We start from the raw sequence: 19,665 nt of genomic DNA, 5'->3' as shown, positions 1-19,665 counted from the left end.
CTCCCCCTACACTTGGCGCGACGACCTCGGAATGTGAGGTATCAGGGCATGGGACAGTGGACCAACAGGACGGGGACCGGGTGAGCGACACCGCACGATTCGACGACGAGCGTGAGGATGCGCCCGATGTCGGGGACCTCAGCAACGATCAGGACGTATACGACGGTGATCAGTTCGACCTGGATGCCCGATTGTCCTTGACCCGCGTGCCGGGCATGTCGACTGATCTGTCTGACATCCCGGAGGTCGAGTACCGACAGCTGAGGCTCGAACGGGTGGTGCTCTGTTCGGTGTGGACCCAGGGGTCGGTCGCCGATGCAGAGAACGCCATGACTGAGCTCAAGGCGCTGGCCGAGACTGCGGGTTCACAGGTTCTCGAGGCCGTCATGCAGAGACGAACGACCCCGGATCCGGCGACCTACATCGGTTCAGGCAAGGTGGCCGAGCTGGCCGAGGTGGTCCGGGCCACCGGAGCCGACACGGTCATCTGTGATGGTGAGCTCGATGCCGCTCAGCTTCGTAACCTCGAGGACCGCGTCAAGGTCAAGGTGGTGGACCGGATGGCGTTGATCCTCGACATCTTCGCCCAGCACGCCCGCAGCGTGGAGGGTCGCACCCAGGTCGAATTGGCTCAGCTCAATTACCTCAGGCAGAGGTTGCGTGGATGGGGTGGGAACCTTTCCCGTCAGTCGGGTGGTCGAGCCGCCGGTGGTGCTGGTATCGGTGGTCGTGGCCCTGGTGAGACCCGGATCGAGACGGACAGACGACGTATCGGTCATCGCATCGCGGTGCTGCGGCGTCGTCTCAAACACATCGAGTCCACCCGTGCTTCCAAGCGGGCTGATCGTTTTCGCAACAAGGTGCCCTCCGTCGCCATCGTCGGATACACCAACGCGGGAAAGTCCTCCCTGCTCAACCGGCTGACCCGCGCCGGAGTGCTCGTCGAGAATGCCCTGTTCGCCACTCTTGACCCCACGACTCGTCGGACCACGACGGCGGATGGTCGCGTCTACACCCTCACCGACACCGTCGGCTTCGTGCGCCACCTTCCGCATGATCTGGTCGAGGCCTTCGCCTCCACCCTCGAGGAGACTGCGCTGGCAGACGTCCTGGTGCACGTCGTCGATGCAGCCGACCCCGATCCCATCGGTCAGGTCGATGCCGTGCGTGGTGTGCTGGCCGGAATCGGCGCCAGTGACATTCCCGAGATTCTGGTGCTCAACAAGAGTGATCGTCTCGACGACGACACCATCGTGACGTTGCGGTCGACCTTTCCCGGTGCCCATGTCATCTCGGCTCATACCGGAGAGGGAATCGACGACCTCGTGACAGCCATCGAGGAGTCGCTGCCGGTGCCTTCCCAGAAGGTTGACGTCGTCGTGCCCTATGTGCGCGGAGACCTCATGGACAAGATCCACCACAAAGGGACGATCGAACTCATTGACCACACCGCCGATGGCACCCATGTCATCGCCCATCTTCATCCTGCTCTGGCCGTCGAGGTCGAGGAGGCGTGTCATGGCGCGTGAGCCCGCCGAGGTCAGCAAGATGTGTCGTGACCTCCTCGCCACCGCCGTCTCCCGGATGGGGGGTCAGGAGAGATCTGGCCAGGCGACGATGGTCGAGGCTGTCGACCAAGCGATGCGAGAAGAGCTGCACCTGTTGGTTCAAGCCGGTACCGGAACCGGAAAGTCACTGGGGTATTTGGCGCCTGCTCTGGTTCACTGCGTCGAAGAAGGCGCGCAGGTCGTCGTCGCCACCGCCACCCTCGCCTTGCAGACTCAGCTCGCTCACAAGGACATTCCGGCGGTCCTCAACGCCTCGGACGAGGTCCTGCTCCGCAGGCCGAAGGTTGCCGTGCTCAAGGGGCGTAACAACCACGTCTGTCTGCACAAGGTTCGCGGTGGATCGACGGGGGTCAGAGGGCAGGACGCCTTGGTCCCCGGAGCCGATCTCGCCGCTGAGGCCGCGGACACCAAGGAGGCTGGGACGGCTCCGGCTTCCGCACTGGGCGCCGAGGTCGTTATGCTGCGTGAATGGGCCGAGAAACAGGTCGAGGAGTCGGGACTCGGCGATCGTGATGACGCCCCACCGCACGCTCCCCTGGCGTGGAGCCAGGTGAGCGTGCCGGCCAACGAGTGCTTAGGGGCTCAGCGCTGTCCTTTCGGCAGCGAGTGCCTCTCCGAAGCAGCCCGTGAGAAGGCTCGAAACGCTGACCTCGTCGTCACCAACCACGCCATGCTCGCGATCGATGCGCTGAATGACAACAACGTGTTGCCCGAGCACGACACCGTCATCATTGACGAGGCCCACGAGCTGGTGGATCGGTTCACCGGGGCGGCGTCCAAGGATCTGTCTCCTTCTCTCGTGGCGACGACGGTCAAGCGGGCCTTGACATGGCTGGATGACGACGTGAGCGCGGATCTCCTCGATCAAGCGGACGTGCTGGCCAGAGCCTTGGAGGCGACCGCACCGGGACAGGTCACCGAGACCGGTGCCCAGGTTATCCAGGCGTGCACGGTATTGCGAGATCTGGCCAGGGAAGCAGTGAGCCAGTTGGGTCGACGGGATGAGGATTCCAAGGAATCCGTCGACGCCGAGAGGGTGCAGGCCCAAGCCGCCATGCGCGAGGTCTTCGAGACCGTCGACCGTATGGTGTCGATGGCAGCCGCTGACGTGGTATGGGTCTCGGAATCAGAGAAGGGGTATCGCAGCATCCACATCGCGCCATTGAGCGTGGCAGGCCTGCTGCGGGAGAACGTCTTCGCGGGGGCGACGACTATTCTGACCTCGGCCACCTTGTGCATCGGCGGTAATTTCCTGGCCACGGCACGGAACGTCGGGCTGTCGCCGCGCGAGCAGATCGAGGAGGAGGCGCCGAAGGTCCTCGACACCCAGATGGGGTGGCGGGGGGTCAACGTCGGCTCGCCCTTCGACTATTCGAAGCAGGGGATTCTGTATGTCGGTAGGTCCCTGCCGCGCCCGGGCCGAGATGGCATCGCGCCCGAGGTGCTCGACGATCTTGCTGAGCTGATTTGGGGCGCTGGTGGACGGACCCTCGGGCTGTTCTCGTCCCAGCGTAATGCGGTGGCTGCCACCGAACACATGCGCAAGGTCATGCCGGACATTCCGGTGTTGTGCCAGGGGGAGGGGCATCTGGCCGATCTCACCCGCCGATTCACGGCTGATCCGCGGACATGTCTCTTCGGAACCTTGTCCTTGTGGCAGGGGGTTGATGTTCCTGGTGACACCTGTCGGTTGGTCATCATTGACCGGATTCCGTTCCCACGTCCGGATGACCCGCTCATGGCGGCACGAAGCAAAGCGGTTGAGGATGCTGGCGGTAATGGATTCATGACGGTGTCGGCTGGGCATGCGGCCCTCCTGCTGGCCCAAGGGGCGGGCCGACTCATACGGCGTTCCGACGATCGAGGAGTCGTTGCAGTTCTGGACCCGCGGTTGGCGACGGCGCGATATGGCGGTTTCCTGAGGGCCTCCATGCCCTCGTTTTGGACGACGACGGATCGCGAGATGGCTGTTGGAGCTCTGCGCAGGCTGGGGGAGTGACCCCCAGAGTCATAGTCGTCTCATGACCGAGACGGCGCGGCCGACGAGAGAAGCATCATCGAGGTTGACCGGTGAATGAGCGGGGTTCGAGGCCATTAGCCACGGTTTCCCGCCGAGCTTGGCCAAGGAACGGACGATGGTCTTACCACCGACTGTGGCCGCCACGAAATAGGTTTCGGGCGGGTTGTCGGGAAGGTCCGTCACGGGCAGTTGCCGGACGAGGACAAGGTCCCCGACATGGAAATCGGGTGTCATCCCGTCGTCGCGGACGACGACCACCACGTGGTCTCCGTGGCCCAGCAACTGGGAGGGAACCGCGATGGCAGTGTCGTGATGCTTGGCATCGGTAATCTCACTCGGGTTGAAAACCTCGATCTGAAAGGCGTGGGGTCCCTGCGGATCGTTGACGTCGACGACGTCCTCAACGACCTCGAGGGTGCCATCAGTGCGTCGCAGCAGGCCGAGATCGATGAGCGCGGAGATACGCCTCTGGATAGTCGAGGTGCTGGCTGCTCCCGTCATGTCAGCCAGGGCGCGAACAGTCGGTGCGCGGCCGTCGCGACGCAGCCCCTCCTTGACTGCGGCCAGCACCGCACGCTCCTTGGCAGAAGGTTCACGGGTGGTGGTGAACGGGACGGCCGAAGAGACGGCGGCCGGGTCCGAGGAGTCGGTTCCGGACGTATCGATGGTCATAGCAGTCACGGTATAGGTCGGGTACGACAGTTCCCCATCAGCTTTGGTCGACACCTGCTCCGGAGCGTGGGGACCATGGCGACAGGAGTTTTCAAAGAACCTGGAAAATACTTCTGACTAGGCTGTTCTTCTGGTGTTCCACCCTGGTGGCGGCGAACCTGTCGGTTGGGCCGGATGTCATTGATGGCACTGGCGGAGGTTCGCCGCCGGGCCCTCCCCGGGAGTCATCTCGGGGCCGCTGACGGGAGCGGATGGCTCTCGTTGACAGAGAGGTGATCCGATGAGTGCTCAGACGTACGAGTGGGATGTTGAGACGACGACCAGTCGGCAAGGTGACCTGGTTGTCGGGCCGTGGCAGGATGAGCTGGCCGAACCGGTGGTCGTCATCGATCGTCGGGACTTGATGGCAGGGCGTCCTGGTGCCGTCGCACACCATGAACCCGTCCACGATCGGTTCTGGGACGTCGCCGTGATGGCCACGGTTGCTGTGATGATCGTTGGTGTGATCCTGTCCCTGGGACGTCTTGGCCAGGTGTGGCGGGGCGACGCCGAGAGTGGTCATTCCGACCCGGCCGCCGTCGTCCAGATCGATGGACATCAGTCGGGCGACGTGCCTGGTGTCAGATCCTGACCGTGGAAGGTGGTCGCATGGACTGAGCGTCTTCGGCGTGTCGCGCGTGGCAGCTTGACGGACGATCACGCGCATCCTCAATGATCCTCCGCGGCACCAGATGTTGTGGTAGACAGTATTGCCATCCCTACAAGTTGTGTTTTTGGTCCGAGTTCGGAGTAATGTTCCGGGTCGACGGCGAATCTGCCGTTAGGAACCCAGCGAGATCGGGGAAGGAGGCGACAATGCGCTGTCCGTTCTGTCAGCATGACGACTCGCGAGTCCTGGATTCCCGAGTGTGCGAGGACGGCACCGCGATCCGTCGGAGACGGCAGTGTCCCGTGTGCGAACGACGGTTCACCACCATCGAGCGCATGCAGATGACGGTTCACAAACGCAACGGCATCGAAGAACCCTTTTCCCGGGACAAGGTGATCCGTGGTGTGCGCAATGCATGCAAGGGACGCCCGGTCACGGACGCCGACCTGGCCTTGTTGGGACAACGCGTCGAGGACGGTCTTCGAGCCCGAGGAGTCGCGGAGATTCCGAGCGACGAGGTTGGGTTGGCAATCCTGGGCCCACTTCGCGAGCTGGATCCCATCGCCTATCTGCGGTTCGCGAGTGTGTACCTCAAGTACGACACCATCGAGGACTTCGCCACTGAGATCGATCGGCTGCGCGACGAGTCCCCTGAGAAACCGCGGTCCTCGGGCCGCAAGCGGCCTTCGAAGCAGGACGAGCCGCTGTTCTGACGAGCCGTGGCCGAGCGTGCCTCAGTTCACGACAAGTACCGACATCAAACCACCCGTATCACCGAGTATCTAGAGGGAGCCATGACTGAGACCAAGTCCGCATCACGCAGGACGAGCCGCTCCAAGGGGCTGCACGTCGAGCGCACCTTCAGCACCGAGGGCGTCCATCCCTACGACGAGGTGACGTGGGAGCGTCGCGACGTCGTCCAGACGAACTGGCGCACCGGTGACGTGGTCTTCGAGCAGCGCGGAGTTGAGTTCCCCGACTTCTGGAGCGTCAACGCCTCGACGATCGTCACGAACAAGTACTTCCGTGGCGCCCTGGGCACTCCGGCCCGCGAGGACAGCCTCAAGACCCTCATCGACCGCGTCGTCAACAGCTACGTGACCTCCGGACGTCAAAGCGGCTACTTCGCCTCTGACGAGGACGCCAAGGTCTTTGGTGATGAGCTGACCTGGCTGCTGGTTCACCAGTACTTCAGCTTCAACTCCCCGGTGTGGTTCAACGTCGGCACGACGAGTCCTCAGCAGGTCAGCGCCTGTTTCATCCTCTCGGTGGACGACTCCATGGAGTCGATCCTCAACTGGTACCGGGAAGAGGGATTCATCTTCAAGGGTGGTTCTGGTGCCGGTCTCAACATTTCCCGCATTCGTTCTTCCAAGGAGCTGTTGAGCTCCGGGGGTACGGCTTCCGGTCCGGTGTCCTTCATGCGTGGTGCCGACGCGTCTGCCGGAACCATCAAGTCCGGTGGCGCCACCCGTCGCGCTGCCAAGATGGTCGTCCTCGACATCGATCACCCGGACGTCGAGGAGTTCATCGAGACCAAGGCTCGCGAGGAGGACAAGATCCGCGCCCTGCGCGATGCCGGCTTCGACATGGACCTGGGTGGCCGGGACATCACCAGTGTCCAGTACCAGAACGCCAACAACTCGGTGCGCGTCTCGGATGCCTTCATGACGGCCGTCAAGCAGGGCAAGCCGTTTGGGCTGACCTCCCGCACCGAGCCGGGCAAGGTGCTCGACACCGTCGATGCCAAGGAGCTCTTCGGCAAGATCGCCCAGGCCGCCTGGGAGTGCGCCGACCCCGGTCTGCAGTACGACGACACCATCAATGCTTGGCACACCAACCCAAACACCGGTCGGATCAATGCCTCCAACCCGTGCTCGGAGTACATGAGCCTGGACAACTCCTCGTGCAACCTGGCCAGCCTCAACCTGTTGAAGTTCCTCGACGAGAACGATCACTTCGACGTCGAGAAGTTCACCAAGGCCGTGGAGCTGGTCATCACCGCGATGGACATCTCCATCTGCTTCGCCGACTTCCCGACCGAAGCCATCGGGGAGACCACTCGCAACTTCCGTCAGCTCGGAATCGGATACGCCAACCTGGGTGCCCTTCTCATGGCTCTGGGCCTGGGGTATGACTCCGACGGTGGTCGTGCCCTGGCTGCTGCCATCACTTCCCTCATGACTGGTGTATCCTACCGACGCTCCGCTGAGTTGGCGGCCATCGTCGGTCCGTACGCTGGCTACGCAGAGAATGTCGAGCCGCACCAGGCCGTCATGGCCAAGCACCGTGACGCCAACCGTCAGGTTCATCCGCTGCACGACAACGACACCACTGTCCTGGCTGCTGCCAAGGTTGAATGGGACAAGGTCGTCAAGCTAGGGCACGTCAACGGCTTCCGCAACGCCCAGGCCTCGGTGCTGGCGCCGACCGGCACCATCGGCTTCATGATGGACTGCGACACCACTGGGATCGAGCCCGACTTCTCACTGGTGAAGTTCAAGAAGATGGTCGGTGGTGGGTCCATGCAGATCGTCAACCAGACGGTGCCGCGTGCCCTGAAGAATCTCGGCTACACCCCTGAACAGTCCGAGAAAATCGTGGCCCACATCGCCGACAACGGTTCGGTCGTTGGAGCTCCCGGCCTTGACGAGGCCCACTACGAGGTTTTCGACTGCGCCATGGGTAACCGCTTCATCGCGCCGATGGGCCACGTGAGGATGATGGCTGCCGTTCAGCCCTTCCTGTCTGGTGCCATCTCCAAGACCGTCAACCTGCCGGAGTCCTCCACCGTCGAGGACATCGCCAACGTTTACATGGAGGGCTGGAAGCTCGGCCTCAAGGCCCTGGCCGTCTACCGTGACAACTGCAAGGTTGGCCAGCCCCTCTCCGAGGTCAAGAAGAAGGAGGAGGAGACGCCCGAGCCGGAGGTTCGCATCGAGTACCGTCCGCGTCGTCAGCGTCTGCCGAAGTCGCGCATGGGCCGCACGACGAGCTTCCAGGTCGCCGGAGCTGGCGGTTACCTCACGACCGGCGCCTATGATTCCGGCCGCTTGGGCGAGATCTTCCTCAAGCTCGGAAAGCAGGGATCGACGTTGGCCGGAGTCATGGATGCCTTCTCCATCGCGGTGTCCATCGGTCTGCAGTACGGCGTGCCGTTGGAGTCCTTCGTCCAGAAGTTCTCCAACCTCAAGTTTGAGCCTGCTGGCATGACTGACGATCCGGACATCCGGATCGCCTCGTCAATCATCGACTACGTGTTCCGTCGCCTGGCCCTGGACTACCTGGACTTCGATGAGCGCGCCGAGCTGGGTATCTACACTGCTGCCGAGCGTGCCCGGTACGTGGAGACCGGTTCCTACCTGTCAGACGAGGATGAGGGCGAGCTCATCGACTCCGAGACCCTCAAGGAAACCCCGGCTGACCGCGTTCGGGTCCACGAAGACGGTGCCAACCAGCCTGGTCTCTTCGCTGCCCAGCAGACCCCCGAGCGAGTCGGTGGTGCCCACACCAGCGCCGAGCTGCTCGAGGAGCGGATGGGCCGTGAGGTCGACGCTCCGTTGTGCATGACCTGCGGAACGAAGATGCGTCCGTCGGGGTCCTGCTACGTCTGCGAGGGCTGTGGATCCACCAGCGGTTGCAGCTGATGACGTCCTGATCTGACCAGGTGCCGGGGTACAGCAGAGGTTGTGCCCCGGCACCTGGCATGTCGTCTCGCTGCGCCCGCCGGTTTCCGGGTGTCAAGGTCCACGCGTGCACCTCGTCATGCATGTTCACCAGGTGGCACTGGAAACCGAGCCCAGGCTGCACATCTGGTTTCGGACCTACTAGGTTGGAGGCATGGACGAGCCACCAGACTTCGTGTTCGACCTGGACCGCAGCACAGCACAGGCCTGGGACCAGTTCACCGAGCGTCTGGCCGAGGTCGTCTCCGTCATCGACGATGATGGTGAATTGACGATCTCGACCATGTCGGCGCGCAATGACACCGCGCCCTTCATCCGGTTCGTGCAGGATGACCCCGATCGCAGTAATGACACCGCGATGATTCTCGCCGAGGCGTCCAGCAACAGCTGTCTGCCGGACAGCTCTCGGCTCACCCCCGGTCAGCTCGACGGGCTGAGCTCCCTGGGATGGCAGGACCCTGGAACCTGTACCTCTCACAAGACTGACAACTACTGGGTCTACCGAAACCAGGATGACAGCGAACAGCTTGCCGAACTGGCAGTGACGACCCTTCGCGACATCTTCGGTGTCCCTCACCCGGTCTTCCTGGCCCCCGACCCACTCGCGGAAATCCTGCAGCCCGAACCCCCGCTGTCTCCCACCGAGGCGGCCAGCGTCCCCGCCATCATGCCGGTCGACAAGGACCATCTCGACCGCCTGGTGGCCGACGAACTGTCCCAGATGTTCGGGCACCCTGCGATTCGCGACAGCGAGGGAGATTTCGCCATCCGGGTGGGAACCTGCATGGTGTTCGTGCGAACCACTCCCGACGCCTCTGAACTGTTGCTCTTCGCAGCCCTCGTCCATGACATCGAGGGACGATCCCGGGCCGTCGAGGTTCTCAATGACCTCAACGTGCAGTCACGTTACGGACGCTTCGCCCTGCATCAGGATCGGGTCTTCGTCACGATGTCAGTGATGGCTCGTCCCTTCGTCGCGGCGCACCTGCACCAGGCGGTCTCCATCATGTCCAGGCTGGCTGACGGATTGGATAACGAACTGGCTCGCAAACTGCGTGGCAGAACGACTTTTGAAGAAGGATCCTGACCTGATCGCCTTGCAACCAGCCAAGTGGTGGGACAATGTGAGAAGGGGTTGATGCCCCTGATGTCTTACTGAGGAGGATCACCATGACCGACGATCGAACCTCGTCGAAGGCTCGTCGTACCACCGTCATCGTTGGAGTCGACGGCTCGGAGGACGGTCTGCGCGCTGCCCGGTACGCCGCAGGATCCGCGATCAGGATGGACGCCGATCTCATCGTTCTCCACGCTGTTGACGATGCTGCTGTCGCCGGCGCCTGGGGTGTCGTCTATGACCCGACCGCCCTGCAGGATGCCGGTCAGGTCGTCGTTGATGACGCCATCAATGTCGCCAAGGGGCGCAACATGGATGCCGATCGCATCTCGGGTGAGGTGGTCCTGGGCAACCCGGCAGCCATCCTTGCCGACCGGAGCGCCAACGCCCAGCTCGTCGTTGTCGGCCGTCGTGCCAGTTCCGGACTCGAGCGGATGTTCGTCGGATCGACCTCGGTGGCCGTGGCTGGCATGTCCGCGGCACCCGTCGTCGTCATCTCCCGTGCCTCCAACCCGGACCCGACCGGTGGCAAGAAGTGCGTGGCCGTCGCCGTCGGCCCCCAGAGCGCAGGAACTGCTGCCCTGGGATTCGGATTCGCCGAGGCCGACCTTCGTGGCTGCAAGTTGGTCGCTGTGACCGTTCCCGGGCAGGATTCCCAGAAGGTCCATGACGAGGCCCTCAAGCGACTCAACGAGGTCGTCAAGCCGATCGCCAACGAGCATACCGACGTCGAGGTCGAGACTCGGGTGCTTTCCGGCGAGCCGGTGGACGCTCTGGTCGACCTGTCCGGCGACGTCGACCTCCTCGTCATCGGTATGAAGAAGCACCCGATCCTGGGATGGACTGCCGGCGGAGTCAGCCGCGGCATCATGGCCCACGCGCAGTCCCCACTGGCCATTTGTCACTGACCCGGTGACCTGACGGACCACTGTGGCATTGTTGCGAACGGGAGTCACCTTGACACGGTTCATGAGTCGAAGGTGCTGACGTCCAATGGGGGTCAGCACCGTCGTCATGGAGATTGAAACAGACCACAATGAAACGCGTGTTGCGGGCCGTCACCTCGGTGTAAACGTGCCGTTTGGGTGCCCTTCATCTCGATGATGACCCTTCCTGGTACGGGTAGTTGCACCATGATCATCAGTTCCTTCACCAAGACTATGCGATGACCGGTGATGGCATCATGGCCCTGAACCACGTCGTCGGGGTCTGCAAGACGCCGCACATGTCCACGACAGCTCTGCAGGGGCGACCAGATCGCCGAGGTGTCAGCGGATGGAGATCTTCTCCGCCTGACTCACGCGACCTTGATCACTCTGGAGCTCGTCGCCGAGTGTCCGACCTCTCACATAGACTGAGCCGGTCATGCCTGATTCACGACTGGAAGGTGAGCTGCCCGGTGGGGGAGTCGTCGCCTTCGACACCGAGCTTCCCATCGCGGCACATGCCGACGAGATCGCTGATCTCATTCAGAACCATCAAGTCGTGGTTGTCGCCGGTGAGACAGGTTCGGGAAAGACCACCCAGCTACCCAAGATCTGCCTGGCATTGGGACGGCGACACATCGCCCACACCCAGCCTCGCCGGATCGCCGCCCGCAGCGTCGCCGAACGTGTCGCGGAGGAAATGGGGGTCGATCTGGGGGAACAGGTCGGATTTCAGGTGCGATTCACCCGTCGCGCCACCTCCGACACAGCCTTGACGGTCATGACCGACGGTGTGTTGTTGGCCGAGATCTCCCATGATCGCGACCTGCGTGCCCACGACACCATCATCATCGACGAGGCCCACGAACGCAGCCTCAACATCGACTTCCTGCTTGGCTACCTCAAACAGCTGCTGCCGCGGCGTCCCGATCTCAAGGTCATCATCACCTCGGCCACCATCGACACCGCGAGGTTTTCAGCCCATTTCGATGACGCCCCCGTCATTGAGGTTTCCGGACGTACTTACCCCGTCGAGGTGAGGTATCGTCCTCTTGACCCCTCCGAGCAGGCCCGTGTCGACGACGATGGCGACGAGGATTTCTCGGAGCGCCCGTCAGCTCCTGCTTCGAGCAACCTGAATGACGAGGTCGTAGATCAGGCCACCGGCATCTGTCGGGCTGTCGAGGAACTCATCCGGGAAGGAAGAAGTGGCGACATCCTCGTCTTCCTGGCCGGCGAGCAGGAGATCCGGGAGACCACCGAGGCCTTGACCGACCTCAAACTGGCCGATACCGAGATTCTTCCGCTCTTCGCTCGACTGTCGGCAGCAGAACAACATCGCGTGTTCACCCCGCACGGTGGCCGGCGCATCGTACTGGCCACCAACGTCGCCGAGACCTCGCTGACGGTGCCGGGCATCCGGTACGTCATCGATCCGGGAACTGCTCGTATCTCGCGGTACTCGATGCGTACCAAGGTGCAGCGTCTCCCCATCGAGCCCGTCTCCCAGGCCAGTGCCAACCAGCGAGCCGGACGATGTGGCCGCGTTGCCCCCGGCATCTGCATCCGGCTCTACTCCGAGGCCGACTTCGGGTCCCGTCCCGAATTCACCGAGCCGGAGATCCTGCGTACCAACTTGGCCGCCGTCATCCTCCAGATGGCCCAGGCCCGGCTCGGTGCCATCACCGACTTCCCCTTCGTCGAGGCCCCAGACCGTTCCCGGATCAACGATGGAATCCGTCTGCTTGACGAACTGGGAGCTCTCAAACCCGGCCACCGTGATGCTCCCAGACTGACCAAGATCGGCCACCAGCTTGCCCGCGTCCCGCTGGATCCACGCCTGGGACGTATGCTGCTCGAGGGGTCGACACAGGGCAGTCTTGCCGAGGTCCTCGTCATCGTCGCGGCGCTGTCCATCCGCGATGTCCGGGAGCGCCCTGTCGAGAAGCGGGAGGAGGCTGACAGCTTCCATCGACGTTTCGCCTGCGAGACGAACCTGCTGCAGACCCTTCAGGCCGTCGACAACTCCGACAACAATCGGGTGGGGGACTGGTCCCAGGTCCGTCAGTCCCGCGTGCGCAACGAGACGACGAACACCCTGAAACCGGGAACTCCGGCACGCCACACTCCGCACACCAACTCGCGTCCGAGCAAGCCCGCTGCTGAGCCCCAGCCTGGTGGCATTGACGAGGGCGGCGACATCATGGCCATCCACCGGCTGTGGCGCTACCTGCGGCACCAGCGTCGTCAGATGGGCTCTTCGGCCTTCCGTCGGATGTGTCGCGACGAGTACATCAACTACCTGCGCGTGCGCGAATGGGACGATCTGCACGGCCAGCTGCGCCAGATCGCCAAGGAACTGCACCTGGAGGTCAACCGCACCCCGGCTCCGACCGACCGCGTCCTCGTTGCGCTGCTGTCGGGGTTGCTCTCCCACATCGGCTTGGCCCAGCTCCGGGGATCCTCGAAGCGTCGGGGTCAGCGTCCCGGACCCCAGGAGTACATCGGTGCCCGGGGAACCACATTCGCCATCAATCCCGGTTCCCTGTTGGCGCGAAAGTCCCCGGAACTCGTCGTCGCCGTCGAGCTGGTGGAGACCTCCAGGCTGTGGGCCCGGACGGTGGCCGCTGTCCAGCCGGAGTGGGTGGAGGAGGTCGCTGGACCGCTCATCAAGCGCACGTGGGCAGCACCGCATTGGGCAGCTTCGTCGGCCTCCGTGGTTGCCACGGAGCGGGCAACCCTCTTCGGGGTGCCGCTGTGGGCCGATCGTCACGTCAATTACGGACGCATCGATCCGGTCGTGTCCCGGCAGATCTTCATCCGTTCCGCCCTGGTGGAGCGAGACTGGCGATCCAACCATGGCTTCCTCAAGCACAATGACCGTATCCGGGACGAGGCAGTCGATCTCGAGGAGCGCAGCCGTCAGCGCGGACTGGTCGCCGATGACGACGCCATCTTTGCCTTCTACGACCGTCGTGTTCCCGAGGGCATCGTCTCGGGATCCCATTTCGACGCGTGGTGGCGACGTGTCCAGGACCGTCACCAACTTGACCTGTCCCTTGACGACCTCGTCGACTCCGACTCGGTCGACGCCGATGCCTTTCCCGATCACTGGAGAATTGGCAATCTCGACCTTCCGGTACGTTACGTCTTCGAACCGGGATCCGGCCATGACGGCGTCACCGTCACCATCCCGCTGGCCCTGCTCAACCAGGTTCCAACGGCGCCCTTCAGCTGGCAAGTCCCGGGTCTGCGCACCGAACTGGCGATCGAGCTCATCAGAGCCCTTCCCAAGCCGATTCGCACTCAGCTCGTCCCCGCCCCTGACCGCGCTCGTGCTGCGCTGACTTGGCTCGAGGACAACGACGCCGACCGTGAGGCCCCCTTCACCGAGGAACTCGGACGGGCATTGCGGGCCCTCACCGGAGTCATCGTCGACACGGATGACTGGAACACTGCCGTCATCCCGGCCCACCTGCGTGTCGGTTTCGACATCATTGACGCCGAGGGCCGTGCCGTCGGCAAAGAGTCGGGGAAGAAGGGCATGAACAAGTCGGCCCTCTCCCAGCCCAAGCACATTGCCAGATCCGAGGACCTCGAGTCCCTCCAGAGCGATCTGGCCCCCAAGGTCTCGCAATCCTTGACCAAGGCTGCCGGACGACCCCAGATCCATGGGGCAACGCGGTGGACCTTCGATCCGATTCCGGAACGGGTCGATCTGTTGCGCAAGGGTGCCGACGCCGTGGGCTACCCATGCCTGGTCGACGAGGGCACAGCGGTCGGCACGACCGTCCTCGACACTCCAAGGGCTCAACACGCCAGTCATGCCGCCGGAGTCGTCAGGCTGCTCGTCCTCACCCTGCCCGACCCGACGAAATGGGTCGTCTCACACATGGACAATGCCACGAAGTTGGCCTTGGCGACCTCGCCGTATCCCACCGTGCCGGCGTTGTTGGCCGACGCCCGCCACAAAGCGGTCGCCTCGGTTGCCCACGAGAAGGCTGATGACCTGTCAGGGATCCGTACCAAGGAGTCCTTCGATGACCTTTCCTTGGCAGTCCGTCAGGACCAGGCCGACCGGATGGCGCGTGTGGTGCGTACCGTTGGGCGGATCCTCACCCGAGTTGTCGAGGCTCGTCAGGCCCTGGCAACGGTCTCGGATCCGGTCATCCGCGCCGACATCACCGCTCAGATTGACGATCTCGTCTTTGAGAACTTCATCTCGGCCACCCCGGATCCTTGGTACGACGACATGCCGCGATGGATCCAGGGGGTGAGCGTGCGCATCGAATCCCTCACGACGAATCCGTCACGTGATCCTCGCCAGATGGCTGAGTTGGAGCCACTGCTGGCCGAGTACGACGCCCTGTGTGAGGAACAGCCGGCCGGCAAGCTTCCCGCTGAGGTCGAGGAGATCGGGTTCATGCTGGAGGAGCTTCGCGTCCAGTACTTCGCCCAGCGTCTCGGTACCAGGGTCACCGTCTCCCCGAAGCGGATCCGCTCGGCAATGGACAAGGTGTCCTCGGCCTGAACACGTCTGATCCCCGTGCCCCGCGACGAGTCACTCTGCCAGCTGGGGGATGGGCAACTACACGAGGAATCACTGGAAGGCGACCCCACCTGACCTTCTCCTACCACCTCACGAAGGTCTGTGAGGCCGGCACCAGCTGACAGATCACCCCGGAGGGCTGTCAACCCCTTCGCCCCACCGATCTGGATGCCGTGGTGGGCTTGGGTTGGATCGCTCACCATCTGCCAGATTGATCTGCGACATTCCTGGGGCGGCTGCACCGAGGAACGATTCTTGCCCTATTCCCCGGCGTGTTCGACGATGAGGGGGATCCAGTGGGAAAGGCGAACACCTTATGGGTGCAGACTCGGCGAGCCATCCTCGGCAACCCCCTCAACCGCATTGGCGACGGCGGACACCTCCTGCCGGCCAGCCAGTACCCGGAGCTCGTAGAGAGGATCTCGCGGATCTGCCAGGAATTGCGAGACAGCCGGGAGCGCAGTGACGGGAGGCTCTCGCGCACCGCCGCGTTCGGTGTCGGGCTCCTCAACTGCTGGTGCGCCCGTCGCGCCTGAATGACTCATATGGTCGCCCATGCCCTGTACGACAAGCAGACTGCGCTCTACCTGGCTGGCCTGCCCTACACCGTCGACAACTCGCGGCTGCTGCACCGGGCGATCTGGTGGGCAGCTGGGCGGGACGACGAGAACCCGAGTCCGCCGTGTGGGACCCGCCGATCTGGCACAGTGGGTGGATGCCATCGACAACCGCTGAATTGCTTGACCTGCTCGACCTTGAGGCCCTTGATCTCGACTTGTTCCGAGGCAAACAACCTCGCACAACGTGGCAGCGAACCTTTGGCGGGCAGGTGCTTGCCCAGGCCTTGGTGGCGGGTGCTCGCACGGTTCCCGAGCGCACTGCCCACTCCATGCATGCCCTCTTCCTTCACGCTGGTCGCACTGATTTGCCGATGATCTTCGACGTCGAGCGGATTCGTGACGGACGGACCTTCAGCACTCGACGGGTCAATGCGCGCCAGCATGGCCGGACGATCTTCACCGCCGAGCTGTCCTTCAAGAACCGCGAGAACGGACCGGAGCACTCCGATCCGATGCCGGGCTACCTGCCTGGCCCGGACAAGTGCCCGACCCTGGCGCAGGCTCTGGAGCAAATGTTCGGACGGCCGATGCCGACAGTCAAGGAATGGGACGCCCTCGACGTCCGGCTGGCCAGTGACGGGTCCAACCTCGTCGATCCCACTCACGCCACCCATCTGAGCTTGTGGGTGCGCACCACCGCGAGCCTTCCTGATGACCGCGTCGTGCAACGGGCGATTCTGGCTTACATCTCTGACATCAGCTTGATGGCCGGTGCCGCCATGCCCCATCTGGGGTCGATCCCACCGGGCATGATCGTCAATCCGGCATCCCTGGACCACGCGATGTGGTTCCATCGCACCGCCAAGGCAGATGAGTGGATGCTCTACGACCAAGTTTCCCCGAGTGCTTCGGGTCTGCTCGGATTTTCCATGGGCCGCTTGATGCAGGACGGAAAACTCATCGCGTCCTGTTGCCAGGAGGGAGTCATGAAGCTGGTGGACGCCAATGAGGTGGACGCCTCGGTGACCTTCCCGCTCGGCCCCGGGCAGTGACAATCCGTTGAACGACAATCCCTTGAAAACACGACGATGGGCCCAGACGTCTCTGGGCCCATCGTCGTGTCAGGTTGGTTGTAGGGGTCAGGCAGCCATGGTGGCCAGGTTGCGCTGACGCATGGTGGCCAAGGCGGCGCGCTCGATCTGACGGACGCGCTCGGCGGTGATTCCCCAAACCTTGCCGATGTCCGCGAGCTTGGCCTGACGACCGTCGACGAGCCCGTAGCGACGACGCACGACGTCGGCGGAACGCTCGTCGAGATCGTCGAGGAGACCCTCGAGGCGGCCACGGTCCTCGGCATCCAGGACGATGTCGTCGGGGCCGGGGGAGGTCTCACGGGCGATGAGGTCACCCAGGCTGGTGTCGCCGTCGTCCTCCACCGGAGCATCGAGGGAGACGTGATCGCGTCCGAAACGGATGAGCTCGATGACACGCTCCTCGGTGATCTCCAGCTCGTCGGCGATCTCAGAGGTCTCGGGCTCGCGGCCCAGCTGACGCTCGAGGTTGCGGCGAGCGGACGAGACCTGGTTCACCTGCTCGGCGACATGCACCGGGAGGCGGACGATGCGGCCCTGCTGAGCAATGCCACGGCTGATGGCCTGACGAACCCACCAGGTGGCGTAGGTCGAGAACTTGAAACCCCTGGCGTAGTCGAACTTCTCGACGGCGCGGATGAGGCCGGTGTTGCCCTCCTGTACGAGGTCGAGCAGGGGCATCTGGGAGCGACCGTACTTGCGGGCCACTGAAACGACCAGCCGCAGGTTGGCGCGTACGAAGTGGGCCATCGCCTGGTCACCGTCAGCCGCGATGAGACGAAGCTCCTCCTCGGTGGCATCCGATGTGGTCTTGGCATGACCCTCGAGGATGGCGCGTGCAAACACACCTGCCTCGATCCGGCGGGCCAACGCAACTTCCTCTGCGGCATTGAGTAGTGGGGTGCGGGCGATTCCGTCCAAGTAGAGGCCGACCGCGTCCTTTCCATCAATGCCATCGGTGGTACGAACCCGGGACTTGGTGTCCATGTGCTCCGCCTTTCTCCGTCTGACTGGCTGACACCTATAGCAACGTCCGAAGGGGTCGAATGTCATCCCTCATCGGCTGAAGAGTGCCTGCAGTCGTGGGCGAAAACGGAGGATAAGACTGTGGTCGTACACGGTTGCGCAGTGCAGCCATTCCTTGGCAGGAGGGTGGAAGGGAGTGCCCCAGTTTGTGTCATCGGTGACGGGGTGCCACAATTGTTTCAGGGTCTTGACGCCTGCCGGGTGTCGTATGCCCTTGGGTCCGTCAGGTGTTCGTTCGCCGATTCTCCCGGGCTCATTTTGGAGGGGACAGCACTGAAGGACTGGCCAGTCCTTGGAGAGGATACCTGTGTCGACCACCACGTCCAGCACTGCAAACACCGCTGCAGACGAGGAGGCGAAGACAGCCACCGCGAGGAAGAGCACACGTTCCACCTCTGCCAAGACCGGTGCCGCCGGTCGGGCCAGGAAGACGACGAAGACGAGCTCTTCATCGACCACGAAGTCGTCGGCCAAGAAGTCTGACGACGATGCCAAGGCTCCCGCAGCCAAGAAGGCTTCCGGGGCCAAGGCAGCCCGAACCAAATCAACTGGAGCGAAGAAGTCCACGGCCAAGAAGTCGACCACCAGGTCGAAGGCCAAGAAGGAAACCACCATCGCCGAGGCTGCCTCCGGTGAAGTTGACGTGACGGTGGAGCGCGACGGCGACGACATCGTGCTGACCGTTGGTGGCAAGAAACGTTCCCTTGACGACGTCGATGACAAGGACTACGACCCGGACGAGGCTGCCAAGGACGAGCAGAGGATCAACAAGGAGACCGAAGGGTTCTCCCTATCCGACAACGACGACGCCGACGAGCCCGAGCAGACGGTCATGGTCGCTGGTGCCACCGCTGACCCCGTCAAGGATTACCTCAAGCAGATCGGCAAGGTGGCCCTGCTGAACGCTGTCGAGGAGGTTGACCTCGCCAAGCGCATCGAGGCCGGCCTGTTCGCCGGTGAGCAGCTGGCCGACCCGGACGCCAAGGTCCCCGAGGAGGATCGCGAGGACTATGAGTGGATCTCCGAGGATGGCAAGGTCGCCAAGAACCACCTGCTGGAGGCCAATCTTCGTCTGGTGGTGTCCTTGGCCAAGCGCTACACCGGCCGCGGCATGCTCTTCCTCGACCTCATTCAGGAAGGAAACCTCGGCCTCATCCGTGCCGTCGAGAAGTTCGACTACACCAAGGGCTACAAGTTCTCGACCTATGCGACGTGGTGGATCAAGCAGGCCATCACCCGCGCCATGGCTGACCAAGCCCGCACGATTCGTATCCCGGTGCACATGGTCGAGGTCATCAACAAGCTGGCCCGAGTGCAGCGTCAGATGCTTCAGGACCTGGGACGCGAACCCAGCCCGGAGGAGCTGGCCAAGGAACTCGACATGACCGCTGAGAAGGTCGTCGAGGTGCAGAAGTACGGCCGTGAGCCGATTTCCCTGCACACCCCGCTGGGCGAGGACGGCGACTCCGAGTTCGGCGATCTCATCGAGGATTCCGAAGCCATCGTCCCGGCCGATGCCGTCAACTTCACCCTCTTGCAGGAGCAACTGCACGACGTCCTCGACACCCTGTCCGAACGTGAGGCCGGCGTCGTCTCGATGCGATTCGGCCTGACCGATGGCCAGCCGAAGACGCTCGACGAGATCGGCAAGGTGTACGGCGTCACTCGTGAGCGCATTCGCCAGATCGAGTCCAAGACGATGTCGAAGCTGCGCCACCCGAGCCGATCCCAGGTGCTGCGTGACTACCTCGACTGAGAAATCATCACGATGAATGAAGGGGCGCTCGATCGAGCGCCCCTT

General features: G+C 63.2%; 13 protein-coding genes and 1 pseudogene. 12 read left to right on the top strand and 2 right to left on the bottom strand.

Annotation, left to right across the window (positions count from 1 at the left end; translation table 11 throughout):
- Positions 1–80: 80 nt before the first annotated feature.
- Together hflX and ACUCCZ_RS05795 are read left to right on the top strand one after the other, a co-directional pair.
- Positions 81–1,529: a GTPase HflX gene (gene hflX, locus ACUCCZ_RS05800; protein WP_462981551.1), complete on the top strand. Its 1,449-nt coding sequence runs from the start codon at positions 81–83 to the stop codon at positions 1,527–1,529.
- On the top strand, positions 1,519–3,567 hold the full coding sequence (locus ACUCCZ_RS05795; protein ID WP_435916654.1) for an ATP-dependent DNA helicase: 2,049 nt from the start codon (positions 1,519–1,521) through the stop codon (positions 3,565–3,567). Before hflX ends, ACUCCZ_RS05795 begins: the two co-directional genes overlap by 11 nt.
- Before the next feature lie 9 nt (positions 3,568–3,576).
- Here the strand turns inward: ACUCCZ_RS05795 and ACUCCZ_RS05790 are convergent, their stop codons facing one another.
- Positions 3,577–4,260 (bottom strand): LexA family protein, encoded by a 684-nt coding sequence (locus tag ACUCCZ_RS05790; RefSeq protein ID WP_435916653.1) that lies wholly within the window; start codon positions 4,258–4,260, stop codon positions 3,577–3,579.
- 280 nt (positions 4,261–4,540) lie between these two features.
- Between ACUCCZ_RS05790 and ACUCCZ_RS05785 the strand changes: the two genes are divergently transcribed.
- The 9 genes and pseudogenes from ACUCCZ_RS05785 to ACUCCZ_RS05745 all read left to right on the top strand — a co-directional run bounded on the left by ACUCCZ_RS05785 (position 4,541) and on the right by ACUCCZ_RS05745 (position 16,799).
- Positions 4,541–4,891 (top strand): hypothetical protein, encoded by a 351-nt coding sequence (locus ACUCCZ_RS05785; protein WP_435916652.1) that lies wholly within the window; start codon positions 4,541–4,543, stop codon positions 4,889–4,891.
- A 224-nt stretch (positions 4,892–5,115) separates the two neighbouring features.
- Positions 5,116–5,622 carry a transcriptional regulator NrdR gene (gene nrdR / locus ACUCCZ_RS05780; protein ID WP_435916651.1) on the top strand — a complete coding sequence of 169 codons (507 nt, stop codon included), beginning with the start codon at positions 5,116–5,118 and terminating at the stop codon, positions 5,620–5,622.
- A gap of 81 nt (positions 5,623–5,703) precedes the next feature.
- Positions 5,704–8,556, top strand: coding sequence for a vitamin B12-dependent ribonucleotide reductase (locus tag ACUCCZ_RS05775; RefSeq protein WP_435916650.1), 2,853 nt, complete (start codon positions 5,704–5,706; stop codon positions 8,554–8,556).
- A 193-nt stretch (positions 8,557–8,749) separates the two neighbouring features.
- Complete coding sequence (locus ACUCCZ_RS05770; protein WP_435916649.1) at positions 8,750–9,682, top strand: T3SS (YopN, CesT) and YbjN peptide-binding chaperone 1; 933 nt, start codon at positions 8,750–8,752, stop codon at positions 9,680–9,682.
- Between the two features lie 83 nt (positions 9,683–9,765).
- Positions 9,766–10,620, top strand: a complete 855-nt coding sequence (locus ACUCCZ_RS05765; RefSeq protein ID WP_435916648.1) for a universal stress protein — start codon at positions 9,766–9,768, stop codon at positions 10,618–10,620.
- Between the two features lie 457 nt (positions 10,621–11,077).
- Positions 11,078–15,169, top strand: coding sequence for an ATP-dependent RNA helicase HrpA (gene hrpA / locus ACUCCZ_RS05760; protein WP_435916647.1), 4,092 nt, complete (start codon positions 11,078–11,080; stop codon positions 15,167–15,169).
- 314 nt (positions 15,170–15,483) lie between these two features.
- Positions 15,484–15,723, top strand: coding sequence for a 1,3-beta-galactosyl-N-acetylhexosamine phosphorylase N-terminal domain-containing protein (locus ACUCCZ_RS05755; protein ID WP_462981550.1), 240 nt, complete (start codon positions 15,484–15,486; stop codon positions 15,721–15,723).
- Positions 15,724–15,795, top strand: a pseudogene (locus tag ACUCCZ_RS05750) (hypothetical protein); the annotation flags it as partial.
- Between the two features lie 107 nt (positions 15,796–15,902).
- Positions 15,903–16,799 (top strand): acyl-CoA thioesterase, encoded by an 897-nt coding sequence (locus ACUCCZ_RS05745; protein WP_435916645.1) that lies wholly within the window; start codon positions 15,903–15,905, stop codon positions 16,797–16,799.
- Positions 16,800–16,886: 87 nt separating this feature from the next.
- Here the strand turns inward: ACUCCZ_RS05745 and ACUCCZ_RS05740 are convergent, their stop codons facing one another.
- Positions 16,887–17,825 carry a sigma-70 family RNA polymerase sigma factor gene (locus ACUCCZ_RS05740; RefSeq protein ID WP_435916644.1) on the bottom strand — a complete coding sequence of 313 codons (939 nt, stop codon included), beginning with the start codon at positions 17,823–17,825 and terminating at the stop codon, positions 16,887–16,889.
- 331 nt (positions 17,826–18,156) lie between these two features.
- Here ACUCCZ_RS05740 and ACUCCZ_RS05735 point away from each other — a divergent pair, with 331 nt between their 5' ends.
- Positions 18,157–19,620: an RNA polymerase sigma factor gene (locus ACUCCZ_RS05735; protein ID WP_435916643.1), complete on the top strand. Its 1,464-nt coding sequence runs from the start codon at positions 18,157–18,159 to the stop codon at positions 19,618–19,620.
- Positions 19,621–19,665: the final 45 nt, after the last annotated feature.

The organism is Cutibacterium nasicola (genome assembly GCF_052654715.2).
Note: the sequence above shows the minus strand (reverse complement) of the source record. Positions and strands in the feature narration are given on the sequence as shown.